The 15,871-nt window shown below is 46.4% G+C and carries 15 protein-coding genes; 2 read left to right on the top strand and 13 right to left on the bottom strand.

Annotated features, from left to right (window positions below; genetic code table 11):
• Positions 1 to 16: 16 nt before the first annotated feature.
• Together AC58QO_RS01915 and AC58QO_RS01910 are read right to left on the bottom strand one after the other, a co-directional pair.
• The gene (locus AC58QO_RS01915; protein WP_497263548.1) at positions 17 to 442 is read right to left on the bottom strand and encodes a MerR family transcriptional regulator; all 426 of its coding nucleotides are present in this window, start codon (positions 440 to 442) and stop codon (positions 17 to 19) included.
• A 142-nt stretch (positions 443 to 584) separates the two neighbouring features.
• The gene (locus tag AC58QO_RS01910) at positions 585 to 1,472 is read right to left on the bottom strand and encodes a LysR family transcriptional regulator (protein WP_497263546.1); all 888 of its coding nucleotides are present in this window, start codon (positions 1,470 to 1,472) and stop codon (positions 585 to 587) included.
• A 126-nt stretch (positions 1,473 to 1,598) separates the two neighbouring features.
• Here AC58QO_RS01910 and AC58QO_RS01905 point away from each other — a divergent pair, with 126 nt between their 5' ends.
• A complete protein-coding gene (locus tag AC58QO_RS01905) occupies positions 1,599 to 2,642 on the top strand; it encodes a zinc-dependent alcohol dehydrogenase family protein (protein WP_497263544.1) in 1,044 nt (347 codons plus the stop codon).
• A gap of 21 nt (positions 2,643 to 2,663) precedes the next feature.
• Positions 2,664 to 4,118 (top strand): aldehyde dehydrogenase family protein, encoded by a 1,455-nt coding sequence (locus AC58QO_RS01900; RefSeq protein WP_497264365.1) that lies wholly within the window; start codon positions 2,664 to 2,666, stop codon positions 4,116 to 4,118.
• A gap of 82 nt (positions 4,119 to 4,200) precedes the next feature.
• Here AC58QO_RS01900 and AC58QO_RS01895 read toward each other — a convergent pair whose 3' ends face one another.
• The 11 genes from AC58QO_RS01895 to AC58QO_RS01845 form a co-directional block, all read right to left on the bottom strand.
• Positions 4,201 to 4,341 (bottom strand): hypothetical protein, encoded by a 141-nt coding sequence (locus AC58QO_RS01895; RefSeq protein ID WP_497263542.1) that lies wholly within the window; start codon positions 4,339 to 4,341, stop codon positions 4,201 to 4,203.
• Positions 4,342 to 4,356: 15 nt separating this feature from the next.
• A complete protein-coding gene (locus AC58QO_RS01890; protein ID WP_497263540.1) occupies positions 4,357 to 5,349 on the bottom strand; it encodes an HD-GYP domain-containing protein in 993 nt (330 codons plus the stop codon).
• 203 nt (positions 5,350 to 5,552) lie between these two features.
• Positions 5,553 to 7,718 carry a hypothetical protein gene (locus tag AC58QO_RS01885; RefSeq protein ID WP_497263538.1) on the bottom strand — a complete coding sequence of 722 codons (2,166 nt, stop codon included), beginning with the start codon at positions 7,716 to 7,718 and terminating at the stop codon, positions 5,553 to 5,555.
• Positions 7,719 to 8,098: 380 nt separating this feature from the next.
• Complete coding sequence (locus tag AC58QO_RS01880; RefSeq protein ID WP_497263536.1) at positions 8,099 to 9,163, bottom strand: alpha/beta hydrolase family protein; 1,065 nt, start codon at positions 9,161 to 9,163, stop codon at positions 8,099 to 8,101.
• Between the two features lie 15 nt (positions 9,164 to 9,178).
• The gene (locus AC58QO_RS01875) at positions 9,179 to 9,544 is read right to left on the bottom strand and encodes a Rieske (2Fe-2S) protein (RefSeq protein ID WP_497263534.1); all 366 of its coding nucleotides are present in this window, start codon (positions 9,542 to 9,544) and stop codon (positions 9,179 to 9,181) included.
• Between the two features lie 2 nt (positions 9,545 to 9,546).
• Positions 9,547 to 10,635 (bottom strand): amidohydrolase family protein, encoded by a 1,089-nt coding sequence (locus AC58QO_RS01870; protein ID WP_497263532.1) that lies wholly within the window; start codon positions 10,633 to 10,635, stop codon positions 9,547 to 9,549.
• Positions 10,636 to 10,753: 118 nt separating this feature from the next.
• Positions 10,754 to 11,581, bottom strand: coding sequence for a helix-turn-helix domain-containing protein (locus tag AC58QO_RS01865; RefSeq protein WP_497263530.1), 828 nt, complete (start codon positions 11,579 to 11,581; stop codon positions 10,754 to 10,756).
• Between the two features lie 179 nt (positions 11,582 to 11,760).
• A complete protein-coding gene (locus AC58QO_RS01860) occupies positions 11,761 to 12,084 on the bottom strand; it encodes an L-rhamnose mutarotase (protein ID WP_497263528.1) in 324 nt (107 codons plus the stop codon).
• Positions 12,085 to 12,143: 59 nt separating this feature from the next.
• Positions 12,144 to 14,534, bottom strand: a complete 2,391-nt coding sequence (locus tag AC58QO_RS01855) for an ATP-binding protein (RefSeq protein ID WP_497263526.1) — start codon at positions 14,532 to 14,534, stop codon at positions 12,144 to 12,146.
• On the bottom strand, positions 14,527 to 14,892 hold the full coding sequence (locus AC58QO_RS01850) for a response regulator transcription factor (RefSeq protein WP_497263524.1): 366 nt from the start codon (positions 14,890 to 14,892) through the stop codon (positions 14,527 to 14,529). Before AC58QO_RS01850 ends, AC58QO_RS01855 begins: the two co-directional genes overlap by 8 nt.
• 109 nt (positions 14,893 to 15,001) lie before the next feature.
• On the bottom strand, positions 15,002 to 15,859 hold the full coding sequence (locus AC58QO_RS01845; protein ID WP_497263522.1) for an AraC family transcriptional regulator: 858 nt from the start codon (positions 15,857 to 15,859) through the stop codon (positions 15,002 to 15,004).
• Between the last annotated feature and the right edge of the window lie 12 nt (positions 15,860 to 15,871).

Raw genomic sequence — 15,871 nt, 5'->3', positions numbered from 1 at the left:
TCTAAAATGACTCCTTTTATGTTGACATTTTGGTAATACCATCATTGATGCGTTTCTGCATATATTCGATTTCCTTGCGGAATTCCGCCATTTTGCTAAGTTTTTGATCGACCATCGCCATCTGTTGGTCGACCATAACCTTCATTTCTCGCAGCTGCGAAAGCTTCTCTTCTGTTGACTCTGTTTTCCAATAGACTTGCTTTTGTTCGTCCATCTTTTCGCGAATGGCCACGAAATCTTGGATTTCCATAAGTGAAAAGCCTAGAACATCACGGGCATTTACGATTTGACTTAATCTTTCGATATGTTTGCGGGTGTATATGCGCATGCCACCTTCACTACGCTCTGGAGGAAACAATACCCCGATTTCCTCGTAGTAACGAATCGTTCGCTTGGTCAATCCACTCTCTTTGGCCACGTCATCTATTTTGAATTTATCCATCTAGACTCTCCCTTCCAAATAGTTTTCTTCTCGATGTGATTATCATAATCCGAATAAACGTTAACGTCAACGTTAACTTTTAACCGACCGCGCATGTCCATATTTTCCAGACTTATTATGCGCAGCTGCTCGGTTTCTATGCCTATTGGGTCTCCATATTCCTGAAATACGCGATAACGAATTGACGGAACCTCTCTGCCGCGAGGGATAAATAATGCTTTTTAGACCACGCAATTCCGGTCGTTACTGTACATCCCGGGTCGGCAATCCGCAATCGATGGGGCAATATATGTGCCCTCTTTTGCCATGCCAGCTCAGGTGCGAACATAATGCCAAGTCCTTTTCTCAATAACAAAACGGATGCGTCCGACTCATCCACCTCAAGCATCGTATTCGGTGTAAATCCAGCTTGCTTACACAAGTTGTCCGTCAAGCTGCGAAACCAATATCCCGTACGCAATCCGATGAACGTTTCGTCCTTCAGCTCGATAAGTGATACACTTTCTCTGTTTGCCAGCGGATGGTTCTCAGGTACAACAACATAGAACGCTTCGGTGCGAAGGGGAGTCCACGCCATATCTACTCCCTCAACCGGTGTGGTTGTGATGCATAGATCGATCTCCCCGTCTTCTAACATGCGCTTGATGACTGCGGTTGGTTCCAGCAATTGACGGATATGCACATTCGGATGCAGCTGCAGAAAGTCCCCGATCATTTCGGGCAGGATGCTCGTCAGCGAAGCAGCCAGCGTGATGCTCCCTCGCTCCAAGCCTGCCATATCTCGAATTTCTCTCTTCCCTTCTTCTAATTCTCGGAAAATTCTTTCCACCCGAGTAAGAAACACTTTGCCAAATTGATTTAACCGGATATTACGTCCTTGCCGATTAAACAGCGGCGCGCCGAGATCCTCTTCCAATCTGGAAATCGTCTTACTGAGCGAGGGCTGTGCGATTTTGAGCTCCTCGGAAGCCTTGGTCATATGTTCTAATCTTGCAACCGTCTGAAAATATCGCAGTTGAAGCAGCTCCATGTCATTCCCCCCTTATTCATATACTAAAAGCTATGAACACATAGTTTATTATGTATTATACATTATCAATTTGTATTTCTATAATGAGGACGAAGTCCAAACAACACCTACTGGGAGATGATCCTTATGAAAGCAGCAGTACTTGAAGCATTTAATGAACCTTTGATTGTCAAACAAGTTGCAGATCCCACGCTTGCACCTGACGGCGTCATACTGAAATTGGAGGCGACGGGCATTTGTCGCAGCGATCTACACGGATGGCACGGAGGACTTGGCGCTATTAAATCATTCCCACATATACTTGGTCACGAAATGAGCGGCATTGTGCAAGAAGTAGGTAAACATATTCGCAATTTCAAAAAAGGCGACCGCGTCATCGTGCCTTTCAATCAAGGCGATGGCGTATGCCCGCATTGCCAGTCGGGGCACCACAACCTGTGTGACAATTTGAAAATGGTCGGCTTTCATTTTGACGGCGGATTCGCCGAATACATCCACATTCCGAATGCGGATTTGAACTTGCTTCACCTGCCAGAGGGCGTCGATTTCCTTACCGCAAGCGCAATGGGCTGCCGGTTCATGACCGCTTTCCACGGCGTTGTTGCGCGAGGCAAGGTCCGTCCAGGCGAATGGGTGGCCGTCTTTGGCTCCGGCGGTGTCGGCTTGTCCGCCATCCAGATTGCTACCGCGGCAGGCGCTAACGTTATTGCCGTAGATATCGCCGATGACAAACTCGACTTCGCCAAACAAATGGGAGCCGTCGCGACGGTGAACAGCAAAGAAGTGAACGCACCGCAAGCGATCATGGAAATCACCAAAGGCGGAGCCAACCTATCGATCGAAGCCCTTGGCATTCAAGACACGTTCGTTAACTCGATCATGAGCTTAGGTAAACGCGGCCGTCACCTTCAGCTTGGCGTAAGCAACAACCCGCAAGGCGGAATGACACCTGTTCCCGTAAATTTAATGCTACTAAAAGAGCTCACACTAATCGGTTCAGCAGGCATGCCGGTTCCTGAATACCGTGAAATGCTCCAAATGGTGGAGAGCGGCAAATTGGCACCAGGGAAACTGGTCACGAAGCAAATCGCGTTGGACGATATTAACGCAGCGTTCCAGGAAATGAACAACTATGCGGGTGTTGGCGTAACGGTTATCACCAAATACTAACAAGGGGGTTCTCCCGTGATTATGTCTGACAATTATAACAAGCAATATATCAATGGCGTTTGGCGCGACGGATCCAGCGAATTCATCTATGACAGCGTGAATCCATATAATAACGAAGTCATTGCACGCATCAAACTTGCCAATCGTGACGACATCGATGAAGCCTACTCGGCTGCCAAGCAAGCACAGAAATTGTGGGCGAAATCCACTGCAGAAGAACGTAAGAATGTACTTAGACGCGCCGCGCAACTGCTGCAAGAAAGAAAAGATGAGATTGTCAGCTTGATGGTGAAGGAATCAGGAAGCTCCGTTACCAAATCAGTAGCCGAATTCATGGCTTCTGTCGGCTCAGTAATGGCTGCCATCAACTACGTGGACGCGATGTATGTCCCTCATGTGTTTCCATCCCCCCTGCCTGGGAAGGAAAATCATGTTTATCGTTTCCCAGTTGGTGTCATCGGAACCATCAATGCATTTAACTTTCCTTTGTATATGGCCATGCGAGTTGTCGCACCTGCCATTGCCGCAGGTGATGCTGTCGTCTTGAAACCGGACTCACAAACTTATATCACAGGTGGTCCTATTGTGGCCGATATTTTCGAGCAAGCGGGACTTCCGAAAGGTGTTCTCAATATTGTCAGCTACGATATCGCAGAAGTTGGCGATTACATGATCGAACACCCTGTGCCGCGCATCATCTCGTTTACAGGCTCCACTGGCGTCGGTCGCCATATCGGCGAGCTTTGCGGGAAACATCTGAAGCGAGCCTCTCTTGAGCTCGGCGGCAATAATCCGTTCGTTGTGCTTGAGGATGCTGATTTGGATCAAGCCGTTAACGCTGCCGTATTCAGCAAACTGTTGAACTCCGGACAAGTATGCGTATGTACGAATCGTTTCCTTGTACATCGCAAGCATTACGATGGGTTTGTCACTCGTTTGGCAGAGAGATTGCAACAAGTGCCTTATGGTGATCCGACCGATCCCAAGGTCATCGTAGGACCGCTAATTAACGAGAGACAAATCGAGAAAGTACTTGGACTAGTGGAACTCGCCAAACAAGAAGGCGCTCGTCTCGTTTTGGAAGGACAGCGTATCGGCAACATTGTAACGCCATTCGTATTCGCCGACGTTAAGCCGGATTCTAAGCTAGCGCAAACCGAGATTTTCGGCCCAATCGCTTCGATTATTCCGTTCGACTCGGAGGAAGAGGCACTCACCTGGGCAAACGATACCGAATACGGTTTATCTAGCGCGGTGTTCACGACTAACCTGGACAAAGGCATGTCCTTTGCTCGCGCAATCGAAAGCGGCATGACGCACGTGAATGATACCACCATCAATATGGACATGAACGCACCATTCGGCGGAGAAAAATCCTCAGGCATTGGGCATTACGGCGGTGAGCTTGGTTTCGAAGAATTTACTACTAGTAAGTGGATTTCCGTGCAAAAGGAGCCTCGCATTTTTCCATTTTAAAAATTCAAAAAAAAGCATGCTGCATCAATGCTACGTTCATTGATGCAGCATGCTTCTTTCTATGATACTTTAAAGCCTCTAACTAAGCTGTATAGGGTATCCTTATTAATGCCAAATTCTCGGCTGTTGAAGCATTTTCCTCAGCGCCTGCTGAAGTTTGCTCCGTAATTGCTGCCATGCTCTGTATCGTTGCAACCGCTCTAATCAAGGTTGAAACTTTCATAATTACCTCCTATTGTTAGATTTGATTGGTGGTTTCTATAACGCTTTCAATTAATACCGAGTGGTGTTCAGCTAAATTAAGCAACACTTGCGTAGCTTCATATCGAATGATTGGCCGCTGCATATGTGTGGTAATCGCCATGACGATGGCTGATTGGCCGTCCTTCATCCTGACACGGACACCTGGCATATACGCGGGTACTGAGAGAACAAAGGCTTGAATAACACTATGTGAATAGGATTTATCCGATAGCGACATGAACATTTCCATTAATTCGTGAGGTGCCATGGTCATTTCATTCAGCTTATTCTCGTACTGATTAGCAATGCCGCAGATTTGTGCCATCTCCAGAAATGCTTCGCCTTGAATGCCTCTAGGAAAGCCAGATCCATCGCGTAACTCATGATGCTGGAAGGCGATATGTGCCGACATCAGGTTGATCTCACGATGTTTCTTAATTAATTGAAAGCCAGCTTCTGGATGCTGGGTATAATTAGCTTGAACGGCTTTCCCAAAATCATGAAGCAGGCACCCTACCGCTAGATCCCGAAGCTGCAATGCGGTATATCCCATCACACGGCCGATCAGAAGCGACCAAATCGTAACATTGACTGCATGGGCAAAAGGTAAAAGCTCCTCTGCCACAGTTGCCGCAGGGATAGGAAGTATAATTGGGCTTTTCATTAGCTCGTCCAACAGCTTTCCAGCCATGGAAAATAATTGCCTAGGCTCTATTTCTTTCTTCAGTTGAGCATGCTTGAAACAGTTCTGCACACCCTGCACCAAATCCATCCAGGTAGGCATGTCCATTAAATCTTCAAGCGAAATGCCAGCCGATAATTCATCCTCAATAACTAGAATGCGAATCCCCATTGACTTAAGTCTTTTGATAATCGTCGGATGAATAGTCCTTCCCTCTGCCAGCAATACCCTGCCAAAGTTATCGTAAACAGGCTCTGCGAGAGTCATTTTCTGTTCGTCATATTCGTTAATATGTATGATCCTCATCAATAATCACACTGCTTTCTTCTGCTTGATAATCTATGAAATTAATTTCATTTTATTATGTAATTGTTAGATTTTTTCTTCAAAGCATATGAGTTTTACTGCACATAGCCTTAATACATTGCTAATATTTCTCTAGAAATCTTATTGTAAAAAAATGAAGCCTTAAACCACTTAATCACAGTGATTTAAGGCTTCATTTTCAATTAATTCGCAGTTTGGGCTAGGATGAGAACCATCGATGCTTCGACTCCAATGTCCACTGTAAAATGCAGGTTTCCTGCGACCTCAGCATAGGGCCATACGATGCCACTATCATCTATATTCATTAAATAATACTGGCCATCCAGTAATCCAAAATGTGCTCTATTCACACGCAGATCGGCGGTTCTTGACGTTCGGGAATCCCCGATAATTCCCGTTTCCAAGTTCCCAAGCAGGATATGGACGACGCCATCACTTTTCCAAAAATGAACGGTGCACGGCTGTGTAAATGGCGGTGGCCCGACATGCGATAATTGCTGTTCAGCTGACGCTTCGATCAGAAGTCGGCTAACTACGGCATAAGGAGAGAGATCTCCCAGCTGATGCTGCGATAAATGCGTGCGATCCGGCTCTCGCAAATCTTGCGGTTGCCAATAAATAGCATGATTTTCTTTACTTTTCACCACAATTGGCGTGCGATCTGTCTCATATATGACTACACCATCTGTCACTTGGACCGGCTGTGCTACTGGCAGATGGATAGTGGCGACTGGAGCCAAATCCTCATGTCCCTGGCGATTGTAACCCCTGAAAAAGCCCTGTTTCACTAGGTTATCCTTCAATGCCACACCAGCCAAATCAAGGATAGTCTGATCGATCTGATCCGCTCTGCCAATCATAAGAAGGGGAATACCTTCATCTTTCATTTGGCACAGGAGCTCCTTCTCCTCTCGCGACAATTGCCCTGGTACCTGCAGCAAGCACGCTTCTGGTTCCGTGATTTTCCCCAACCATTCCATTCGTGAAGCGCTGAGGCAGGGTACTCCCCATTTCATCAACATGGCTGTCTGATCATCAATCCACTCACTGCAATTACTATCCGGTTGAGTAACAGACAGCCAAGTCATCATGTTCCGATTATAGAGGAGGGTCGGACCATACACATGCTCTAAATGTGAAGCACTTCGCTGCGCAGCATTCAACTGTGTAACCAAAAATGCGATGTCCCGCTCACTCAAAAGCTCCGCTTCCCGATTATTAGCCCATGAGATATAGGAGCCATCAGGTACCCGAATGCCCTCAGGCGTTTGGATAGCCGCATGTGAAAATGCCCAAATCGCCCAGCGCAGCTTCTCTGGCACTTGGTGCAGCGTATCCCATGGTTCCCAAGCATCCCACGTTTCAATCAAATGATAGTGCTTGCATGGTGTTGCCCGATGTTGATTCCCGCCTTCGATCACCGCGCGATGTGTGAGTAAGTTAGCAAGCTGGAACGTCCAGCCTAGCCATTCAAGCCCCCACCAGTCCTGCCAGGCACCGCCCCAGGTTTGATCAATCCAGATATCGATCGCGCCATCCGCCACTAACGATTCCAAATCCACGCACCCAACTCGCCACTCAGCTATTGCGCTGATCGCGGATGAATATCCCATCAGAATTGCTTTCGGATTCCCACGCTTCACTTCCCTGAAAATCTGAATGAAGTCCTGCGAATATTGCAGCACCTTTTGCGGATCACTTGGCCCCGTTACCCCATATGGTCCTTTACGGTTATAAACCATAGCCCCCAGAAATTGATCGCGCAGGTGAATCGCCGTAAGTCCGAGATACTGGGATAAGCTCCCCCACTGATCGCCGAAAAATGAGGCAAATGACTCCCCTTCGACCAAGCCGTCTTGGCGCGTTGCATAAGGATAACTATCTCCTCTTAGCGGGATTCCTGGCAAGAGATTGGGCTGCGGTGATCCATGATCGGCATATATTTCACCATGTCGTTCAAACCAGCTGCTTTCAATATCGTACAGATCCCCATGAATAACGAACTGTCCCCATGCAACGAAAAGGACCCCGATATGAAAATCCTCTAGTCCTCGATCTTCTGCAGATTGGCGAAGGGCTGCAATCAACGTTTGCAAGTTCAGGTAGCTTCTGCCTGACCACGCCTTCATCAATTGGCTGCGGAAAGGAAGCGGCTGATCCGGATGACCCGTCCACTCCGTAACCAGATCGATCACCCAGCCGCAATTCAAAATAACCCCTTTTTCACCGCTGATGCCGTGATACAGTGGATTTACTCGATCCATAAATGCAGCAGCTTGATCCTCTATTGAACTAGGATTAAACCAACTTAAATCTACTTCAATCCATCGATCGGTCGTTATCGACATTACATATCCCTACCCTTTCAAGTCCAATCTAGCAAGTGGTTTAAATCAATCCTACCAACCTTACTAGGGGAATTGAATGGTATAAAATTGGAGAAATCTGTAGTTTTCTTTTCTATTCGTTAACAAGTATCGATTCTCACGAGTTAGTCGATTTTTCGATCGCTGTCCAGATCTGTGCCTCCAAGCCTATTCCCATTTGGGAAAGAACGCGATACCCTCCACTTTGCAAGCTTTCGCCTCCCTTATTGCCTTGAGAAGCACCGCAAAGAATACCATCCTGTGTCAGATATGGTTTACTTAGCTCCGATAACTACAGCAGCTGCAATACCCGCTGAACCTGACGTTTCGGGTCACCTCAAAAAGAAAAAAGCCAGTAGCATCTACTGACTTTCTGATCTAACATTACATTTACCATTGATGATACTTCCATCATTGATTCTCAGTGTATAGGAGTAAGGATGCTTCGCGCTTAACTGATATGTACCCTCATCTAGTGAGTATTCAACTTGCGCGACATGGTCAATGGAATCCAGCTCAATTTGAAATGGCTTCGTATACAGATAACCGCCAATGCGCAGCGTACCTTGCTGGGGAATGGTCACTGGCGATACATGATCCCTGCGATTCGCATCGGATGTTTCCTGCATGCTAGCCAACTGTTCAGCAGTAATCCCATCTTGGTGGCCTCTACCGCCCACGCCTTGCAGCTCCTCATATTGAATGAGCTGTGATTTCCCAAGTGCTTGCGCTTGTTTTACATAGGCTCTTGCATGGTCCACTGGGACGCGAATATCCCCATCACCATGTGCCATATAAAGCGGGGTATGCAAGTTAGATAGGAGGTGAATCCCGCTTCTAGCCTCATATCTCTCCGTGTCCACCTTTGGTGGACAGCCGATCCAAACATCCATTTCGTCTCGAAACTCTCCAACTTCATCCTGAACATACCACTTCGCATAATCAGACATTGGGTAAAAGGAGGAAGCAGCAGCAAACGTATCCGGGAACTTGCCTAACATCGCCAGCACATTGCCGCCTCCGCCGCTTCCTCCTTCTAGATAGATGAGCTCTGGATCAGACAGATAAGGAGCATATTCGCTTCGCACGAACTGTACAGCATCATAGATGTCCATGAGCTCGTAGCCATTGCAATCAGCCTCCCCTTCCGAGAAAGCTCTTCCTCGCATATCAACCTGTACTAGCAAATAATCCCCCCTATTCTCGGGTGGAATATCCTGCATTTGAGGCTCAGGCATGCTCATATGCCAACCATGAAGTTTGACCAGCATTGGAGATGGCTTGACTGGTTTAATCACGTTAATGGCAAGCTTGATGTCAGGCGTGACAGAGGAAGTATGATACCGAAAGTCCTGATAGGCACTCTTAAATTCAGGTAACGTTGCTGTTTTCTTCAGCCTTACGTTATCTTCGTACATGTCCAACATCCTCTTAACCTCCCGTTATAAAAGCAGATAAATCTGTTCGCCATCCACTTCTAATTCATAGCCCCGCAGCTTGACATTCGCATCAGCCAGATGGATGCCCGTCCTTAAATCAAATTCCCACCCATGCCATGGACAACGTAAAATCTCCTGGTCCCTGCCATATTTATATTCGTAAACCATGGAGGGAAGCCGTGTGCCACAAACCGTTCCTTCACAAACGGGCGCAGCCGCATGCGGGCAAACATTCCGCCAAGCATAGAAGTGTCCATCAACGTTGAAAACCCCTATCTCCATCCCCTTCACTTCCACAATCTTGCGGCCTAGCTGTACAATTTCAGCAACAGTTGCAACGACATGCCTCGATTTAGATGTTATCGTCATGACTACACCTCCGCTGCTGTAATCGGGGCCGTTGTGAGATTGTAAAGTGCCATGGCGTTATCTACTAAAATTTTTTGTCTTAATTCTTTTCTTATTGGCTGCAGCGCCATTTTCGGATTGTCAAAATCCCAATGCGGATAATCGGAGGAAAACATCACCATATGATCTCCGCCGAGCATATCCAAAATTTGATTGATATGATCGGGATGACTAGGCTCTTCAATCGGCTGTGTCGTTAAGCGGATATGCTCCCGAATGTATTCAGAAGGAAGTCGGGTCAGCCATGGTACCTGATCGCGAAGCCCTTTATAGTTTTTGTCCATACGCCACATGAGATGCGGCAACCATGCGAGCCCGCCTTCGATAGCTACAAATTTGAGCTTAGGAAATTTAACGAACACCCCTTCACAGACTAAGCTGTTGATGTGGGCCATGTAATTCGTAGGCAAAATATTATGCCATTCGAAATATTTCGTCGGGTAGCCGGACGGTGTAGGCGCTCCTGCGATGCCCCGACCTTCTGTTCCCGGATGGATCGCAACGGGCAGGCCGTTACGTTCTGCTGCTTCATATATCGGATGGTAAAAGCGTTGTCCGAATAGCATCGGTGAACCTGAAGCCATGATGACTTGGACCATATCGGGGTGCCCCCCCATTCGGTCAATTTCTTTGGCCGCAGCTTGCGGATCCGAATGATTGATCAAAATGGAGCCTTTATACTGCGGGCTTACTTTCAACCAAGTTTCCACTAACCAATCATTATAAGCACTGCAAACCGCATTCCCGTAATCAGGATCTGGATTTAAAGATACTCCCAAGATACCCGAACCTGTCAGAATGGCATAGTCAATGCCATATTTATCTAAGTGGTGCTTTTTCAAAAAATGCGGGTCACTGCCAGGAATCCCACCATTGTCAGGTGTAGCATCTTTACGCATTACGCCAAGCGGAGACCAATAAACACCAGGCGCGCCTGGCCCAGCCGACAGCAGTTGTTCGTGCCAACCTCTTGCAAGATAAGGAAGTAAATCCCTGTTGTTAGCTACTGCATTATGAACATCCGTATCAATAATTCGTGGGGCATTGCTCATCCTTTTCGCCTCCATGTGGGGAACTTTAGTTTTATAGCTCTAACTATAAAACGTTTCCAATTTCCCGTACATGAAGAAATTTTATCAAAAATCTGGATTATTGTTATATCTTTTGAAATTAGGATTTGCGATAATCGCTTGGCGCCATTCCTGTTTCTTTCACAAACATTCTGGAGAAGTAAAAAGAATCTTGAAATCCGACTTCCTCCGCGACATGCTTGATGGGATACTTCGTATTTTTCAATAGGTGCTTGGCATGATCCATCCGAATTTTATTTAAATAGTGAATGGGGCTTAAGCCTGTATGCTTTTTGAAGAGGATGGAAAAGTAGCCGGGTGACAGCGATAAACGCTCAGCCATTCGTTCACGCGTCAACTCCTCCTTATAAGAAGCTTTCATGAAATCTATCGCCACTTGTACGGCTCCTGCAGAACTTGTCTCTCCTGAGGCGGTGTTCCCATGCAGAAAGCTTTGCAGCAGGTCAATTAGCAGGTGTCTAACCTGCCACTCATACCCGCTATTTTTGGTTTGCCATAGCATGAAAGCCTGCTGGAATTTATCCGCTAGCTCATTACTTTCAGGCCAAAATTGAGTCTCTGGTAAGGGCAAATAACCTTCGCTAGGTGCCACTCGCAGATCCATTCCTTCCCATTGGGCCATCCCATAACGGAAATGAATTGAATAAAAACTCAACGTGTGTTCAGGCGTTGTCGTGATCCGCATCGATTGACCTGGCGGAATCTGAAACGTACAGCCAGGAGCCAGCGGTGTCCGCTTCCCGCCAACCTCCAGGATCCCCTGCCCGGAGGAAACATACGCCATGACATGCAAAAGTGTACGGTCACGCTGCAGCACATAACGGAACGTTTCCCAGAAAGCCTGATCCCGCTCCACGACATCGATAATTTTGGGTGTAAAAGCGATTAGAAATTCATAATCCATCATCTTTGCCTGCTTTCATTCTGAGATACGCAATAACGGTTTATTGTCAGATACCTATGATTCTATCATTTCATACTCACAAAAATCTCACAAAAATAGAAAACGAGCATCTCCCCGCTGAGGGAAACGCTCGCTCTGTTAATCTGTGCGTCCGGACGAAGCGTCCTGACCACTTTATCCTGTTAGTCCATATGGAAAAACTCTTCCATCTCCGCCCACCATTCGCCTGGCTTCCGTGTTTCCAGCGGTTGCTGACAAGGCATACACAGCTCCCACCATTGTTGGGTGATAGGATCAGCTGCTATCTTTGCCATATCTTCTTCATAATTCGTACCAACGTACTCCAAGTAACTGAATAAAAACCCGTCTTTATAAAAAATCGAATAATTCCGAATACCGCATTCCTTCAGCATATGGAGGACATTTGGCCACACGTCCTTGTGCAGCCGCTTATACTCCTCAAGCTTCTCCTCTTTCAATTGAATAACACTGCCATATCGAGTCATCCCGCAGATCACTTCTTTCTACGAATAGGAATATTTTGTTCTCCTATATAGTTATTCGCTTATGCCCGCTTCAAACCGAGAATCTCGAGCAATATACCCGATAATTGACTGGGAGGATAGGGCTTTACAAAATACATGTTAGCCCCGATTTCTTTCCCCTTCTCAATTTCATCCAGCGCGGAAGAAATGAAGATAGGCAAATCATGTAAGTTCGGATCTAGTTTGATTTGATTGATGATTTCCCAGCCATCAATACTGTTGTTCAGCATGATGTCGACGATAACCGCATCGGGTTTCTTGTATGACATATCACTTAGCGCTTGTTCACCTGTCGTGTAATTGATGACGCGAAAGCCTTTCTCCGTAAGCTCTTCGGTTAGCAGCTCCGTCAAGCTGATATCATCTTCGATGAGCACGACAGTTTTGCCAGTGAATTCATCTGCGGCGGCTGATAGCTGCTCGGCTTCGATCATAATGTCAGGCCTCGCGACCAGCGGGAAGCATACGCGGAACGTGCTTCCTTCGCCAAGCTTAGAGGTAACGGAAATTTCGCCGCCATGTGCTTCGACAATTCCCTTTACAATGGCAAGGCCCAACCCCGTTCCGCCGATGGTTCTCCGATCCGAATTATCAATGCGATAAAACTTCGTAAACAGCTTCGGTATCGCTTCTTCTGGAATGCCTAAACCGTCATCCGTAATATCAACAACCGCTTGCGAACCAATGTGGTACAGCTTCGCCGTGATGCGTCCGCCATCTGGCGAATATTTCACTGCATTGCTGACGAGGTTCATAAACAGCTGGGTTAGGTTGTCTCTATCACCGGAGATGATATACGGTTCATTTGGCTTTTGGACACCGAAGAAATGCTTGGTCGAGCTTCCCTGTTGCAATCTGAATACGTCTCTCAGCACCTCGAAAAGGTCAACGGGATTTTTCTGATGCGTCGATTTGCCTGATTCCATCCTTTGTACATCCAGAAAGTCATTAATCAAAGCCGTCAGCCGAACCGTCTCTTGATGAATGGTTTTCAAATACTTCTGCTGCTTCTCTGGACTCGTCTCTTTGGTTAGAAGCCGCTCAGCAAAACCAAGCACACTGGAAAGCGGTGTACGCAGTTCATGACTAACGGTGCTTACGAATTCAGACTTCATTTGATCCACTTCGGCCTGTTTGGTAATATCTCGGTGAACAAAAACAGTGCCAATTCTACCCGTTTCCCTAAACAATGGCTCCGCGTAGGCCTGAATAACCCGCCGTGTCGGAGAGGTAATCTCATACATGTAAGACTTTTGTTCCACCGCTTCTTCGCTCACCTGTTTGATCATAAATGACTTTAAGTCTGTACTATCCTCAATAGCATGCGATGTGGAAGCGATAAACTGGGCTAACTGGATATCTGACATGGGCTGCTGCTCAGGAATACCAAATAATTCATGCATCGTAGAGTTTGCCTTCACGATGACACCCTCAACATTGACAAACTGAACGCCTTCTTGGATCGTATCCATGATCTCTCTGGTCAGAGCCCTCTCACTCATCAGCAGCTCTTCGTTTTCTTCCATCCTACGCAGCATTTCCTGAAGCTCTTCCTGCTGCATCTGAAGCTCTTCTTGCTGTGCAAGCAACTCTTCATTCTGTGATAGGAGTTCTTCTTCCTTCGATTGTATCTTCTGGAGCATGGTATGAAAGGATCGATTGAGAAGACCAATTTCATCATTCCGCTTGAACATCTCCAGCTCAACCGACTGCCCTAATGACACTTTTTCTGCATTATCTGCCAGCTTGCGCAGCGGCCTGCCAATGTTCTTGGCTGTGAGTGAAGTCATGAACGTAATGAAAACCAAGATTCCAAACACATACGCAAAGAATAAATAATTGAGATTGGATAAGGTCTTAAACAAATTCCGGGCTTCCGTTTCCGATTGGGCCGAGGTAAGCAGGGAAATGTCATTTATTTTGCCTAACAAATCATAGATGCTTGTCCCTACACTGCCAGTTGGTGTCGTCGCTCCAGCTTTCACTAAAGCCATAGGATCCTCGTTATGCGCGAGCTTAACGTATTTCGGAAATACATTTTCAAAATAGTTCTTCTCAAATGACTTTAACGTTGTAAGCAGTTCTTGCTCCTGCCCCGTTAATGGAAGCTGCATAAATACCTCTAACCCTTGCTCCAGCTCTGGCTTTTCCTTCATAACGGCTTCGTATTCGAACTCTTGACGGAAAGCGTAGAAGGCTCTAGCATGTAAAAAAATTTGATTGTAATGAATATAAATCGCGGCAGTCGCCTTTTCTTTCTCTTTTAACAGCGTGATGCGCTCTTGATAGTCCTGCTGGACATTATGACCGATAAATGCAACGGCCGTAGCCCCTACCATGACGAGTAAGGCGAAAAACAAAATCATCCGAACAAACCGGCGAGAAAGGCTCGTTTTCACAAGATTAGGCATAGCAGATCTCCTTTACACGAGAGGCTAATTGCATTGGGCTAAAAGGTTTTGACATAAAATAATTAGCGCCTGCCTCCAAAATGAGCTCCTGATCTGCATGTTGACTTTTGGCGGATAAGACCAAAATCAATGTGTTCTCTTTACCCGCAAGCATTCTAACCTGAGAAGCGACCTCAAGCCCTGTCATGCGCGGCATCATATAATCTAAAATAATCAAATCATAGGTATGGCTTCGAATGAGTTCGAGCGCCTCTTCTCCATCGGAAGCCTCATCTATGTCATGTCCGTCATCTTCCAACGTATCGTGAATAAGCATCCGCAACACATCTTCATCCTCGACTATTAATATCTTCGCCATTCTATATCCCCTTCTATCTCAAATAACCAGTTCGCCAAAATTCGACAATATCTTATTGTCAATTCGATAACTAGCCTGAAATTCCTCTATTTCAGGCTCTTGATGCGAGCTAATTCTCGATAAATTGCTCTTTATATCGACTCGGCGGAATTCCTACTGCTTGGCAGAACACTCTGCTGAAGTATAAGGGATTCTCATAGCCAACAATGGAGGCAACTTCTTTGACATTCAAAGAAGTTTCGGAAAGCATTTTTTTCGCTTCATTTACTCTAATATTCGTTACATATTTGCCTGGGGTCGTACCTGTTACCGCTTTGAACTTATGAATAAATCGAAATAGACTCAAGTTGCACGTTTTGGCAAGGTCCGAAACAACCAGATTCTGACTGTAGCTTGCATGCATGATTTCTATGATTTTATTAATGTCGGCATGGTTGTCATCTTTGCGGTGATTGCCCGTTGTTTGCAGCCTTCGGCCTAGTAAAGCGAGCAGATTGAGCAGATAGGCTGATGTCAAATGGTCACTCAAAGGCTGATTCATATTCAGCTCATGGATGATTTTTTTGAACAACGTGCATACCTCATCTACCATGCCTACGGAATGGATCGATGCGCCCAGAAGCCCGCATTGCTGCAAATAATCATTGGCCCCATGCCCCGTAAAATGAATCCAGTACGCTTCCGTACCGTCCTTGGCATAATACGTGTAATTCTGAGGCTCATTTGGCGAATACAACACGATCTGTCCTTCATGCACCAAGGTTGTCTTGTTATCTAGGAGAAACGTCCCTTGACCGCCCACAAGATAGATCAACTGATAGTCTTCCCTGCCTTGGTCCCGCTTCCGAGTCAAGTCAATGGTCATCAGCTTCTGATATCCGCAACAATTGACAGCCAGATGACAGTCTCTTCTCTCAAGCCCTTGTTCAAACCAGTCGTCCAGCGCATTGCCAGATATATTAATCACGCTACTCACTCC

The organism is Paenibacillus sp. J31R30 (genome assembly GCF_059692115.1).
The sequence above is the reverse complement of the archived record's forward strand: the minus strand, read 5'-3'. Positions and strand labels throughout refer to the sequence as shown.